Below are 2,555 nucleotides of genomic sequence, written 5' to 3'. Positions count from 1 at the left end.
CGATCAACCCAACTCATCGACGCAGTCACGTAACGTCACCGGTTTTACGCAATGGCCCTGGCCGGGCCGCCCCACCGACGCGCGGGCCCGGGCGGGCCTCGGCGTTGTCGTCGGGAAGGGGCGAAGATGCGTTGGCACGTCGAGTCGGAGCGGACGATCTACCGTGATCGGTGGTTGCACCTGCAGCGTGCGGACGTCGTGCTGCCGAACGGCGTCCATCTGGACCACCGGGTCATCCGTCGACCGGACGCCGCGTTCGCCGTGGTCGTGGACCGGGACCGGATCCTGCTGCTGTGGCGGCACCGGTTCATCACGAACACCTGGGGCTGGGAACTTCCGGGTGGCGCCGTCGAGCCGGGGGAGGAGCCCGTCGCGGCGGCTCGGCGGGAGACGGCGGAGGAGACCGGGTGGCGGCCGGAGGGGATGCTGCAACCGCTGGTGTGCCTGCAACCGATGGCCGGTCTGCTTACCGTGCGGCATCACGTGTTCCGGGCCGAGGCGGCGAGCTACCTCGGCCCACCCGTGGATTTCTGGGAGGCCGACCGGGTGGTCTGGGTGCCGCGGCCAGAGGTGCGAAGGCTGGTCGCGGCCGGTGCCGTGGTCGAGGCGACCACCCTGGCCGCGCTGCTGCACCTGCTCACGTTCGGCTGACGTCGATCCGTTGAACCGGTAGACCGGCGGACCATTCGATCGGTGTGGACCGCGCCCTTTCGCCCCGAATCTCGCACCGGCCGGCCTTTGCGGTTCGAGGTACAGGGGCTTTGCGTAGTCACCTGAGGGTGGTTTTGACCTGGAGGTTTGCGGTGTCACCGGCCTGATAGGAGGATGATGTAAGAGGCTGGTTTGTGACTTCTTTTCCGCTTTGCGGTTGGCTGATCTGTGCTGACCCGACTCAAAAAACATCATAATTTTGAAACGCCCGTGCGACCTGGGGGTGGATGACCAGCCAGATCCTCGCGTTGCGTGACCACCTGATCGACCAGCAGGTGACCTGCGTGGTGATGGAGGCGACCAGTGACTATTGGAAGCCGTCCTACTACCTGCTCGAGGACGCCGGCTTCGAAGTCATGCTGGTCAACGCCCGGCACGTGAAGACGCTGCCGGGTAGCAAGACCGATGTCCCGGACGCGACCTGGCTTGCCCAACTCGGTGCGCACGGCCTGGTGCCGCAACTGGAGGTCACCTTCGCCACCGAGCAGGCGACGACCGGATCCCGGCTGGCTGCCACGGGAGCGGCCGTCCACCTGCCCGGCGACGAAGCCGAGCGGGACATCCTCCTGACAACGGTGGAGGGACTGGTGAACTTGCTGGCTACCAGGAGAGCGCCGCCGCACTGCGGACGGCCGTGCATGGCGGAGCTGGTCAACATACTCGAGGACCTGGCCCGATAACCGAAGCTGGCCTACCTGAAGTCGTCGGCGTGGTCGGCAGCCCACTCAGCGAGTGTATGCGCCCGTTTGCCGGTAGCCTCGGCCACGTCCGGCCGCGCCTCAGGCGGCTGATCCGTCCACTTCTTGAAGTACGAGTGAAGGTAGTCGATCACCTCGACCGGCCAGCCGACCTGCAGCATCTCCTCCTTCTCCTGCTCGGGGGTGATCACCTCGATCGTGATTGGTTTGCCGACGACGTCGGCGATCGCCATGACCTGCTCGCGTTGGGTGGTGGCTTCGGGCGCGGTCGGGCGGTAGATCTTGCCGGCGTGACCGTCGTTCATCAGCGCCGCCGCGGCCACCGCGCCAATGTCGGTCTCGTGTACCGGCATGCCCTTGGCGTCCGGGAAGGCCAGCCGAACGTGGCCCTGGCGGATCGGCTCCGACCAGCTGTCACGCTTGTTCAACGCGAACTCGCCAGGCCGCACGTGAGTCCAATCCAGGCCGGAGTTCTCCACCGCCTTCTCGACGACCAGGTGGTACCCGTCATCGTGATTGTCCGTCACGGCGTCCGAGGACAGCACCACGATTCGCCGGACACCGGCTTGTTTCGCCAGCTCGACGACCTGTGCCGCGGTCTCTGGCACGGCAAATAGGTGCATTGCCGTGACACCGGCCAAAGCTGGCTGGACAGTTTCCGGCTTCAGCAGGTCACCTTGCGCGACTTCGACTTCCGGTGGAAACGAAGCCGTGTCCGGATTGCGTGTCAGCGCGCGGACCTGTGCCCCGGCCGCAAGGAGATGCTTCACCACCTCCTTGCCGACGTTGCCGGTGGCGCCGGTCACTAGAATCGTCACAAAATCCTCCCAGTATCTCGGAATAGTGGTGCTCGCCGCTCACATCAGCGGGAGAGCGCGGCACGCAGGTAGTGGCCTGTGTGGCTTTGGCTGGTCGCGATCTGCTCCGAAGTGTCCTTCTGGATCAACCTTGCCGCCCTGGTCTCTGTCAGTGCCGATGTCGATGGTTCAGCCCGCTCGGGCGCTCCCTCCAGACGAAACACAGCAAGCATCTCCATCAGATCTGGTCTCGATGCAGAGAAGCAACGCTACCAAATATAAGGGATTAGTGAAGTGATCTCAGCGACTTTCCGGTAGGTATTTGTATTCGAAGTGGGTCAGGTGCAGG

At 64.8% G+C, this 2,555-nt stretch carries 2 protein-coding genes and 1 pseudogene; 2 read left to right on the top strand and 1 reads right to left on the bottom strand.

The annotated features are described in order from the left end of the window. Nucleotides 1-126 precede the first annotated feature (126 nt). Together ACFHWY_RS28190 and ACFHWY_RS28185 are read left to right on the top strand one after the other, a co-directional pair. The gene (locus ACFHWY_RS28190; RefSeq protein ID WP_416583274.1) at nt 127-651 is read left to right on the top strand and encodes an NUDIX hydrolase; all 525 of its coding nucleotides are present in this window, start codon (nt 127-129) and stop codon (nt 649-651) included. 275 nt (nt 652-926) lie between these two features. Next, nucleotides 927-1,166 (top strand): annotated as a pseudogene (locus ACFHWY_RS28185) (IS110 family transposase); the annotation flags it as partial. Between the two features lie 236 nt (nt 1,167-1,402). Here ACFHWY_RS28185 and ACFHWY_RS28180 read toward each other — a convergent pair. Next, complete coding sequence (locus tag ACFHWY_RS28180; protein ID WP_416583273.1) at nt 1,403-2,215, bottom strand: SDR family oxidoreductase; 813 nt, start codon at nt 2,213-2,215, stop codon at nt 1,403-1,405. Nucleotides 2,216-2,555 lie beyond the last annotated feature (340 nt).

It is taken from the genome of Micromonospora sp. LOL_024, assembly GCF_048060415.1.
Taxonomy (GTDB): Bacteria; Actinomycetota; Actinomycetes; order Mycobacteriales; family Micromonosporaceae; genus Micromonospora.
The sequence above is the reverse complement of the archived record's forward strand: the minus strand, read 5'-3'. Positions and strand labels throughout refer to the sequence as shown.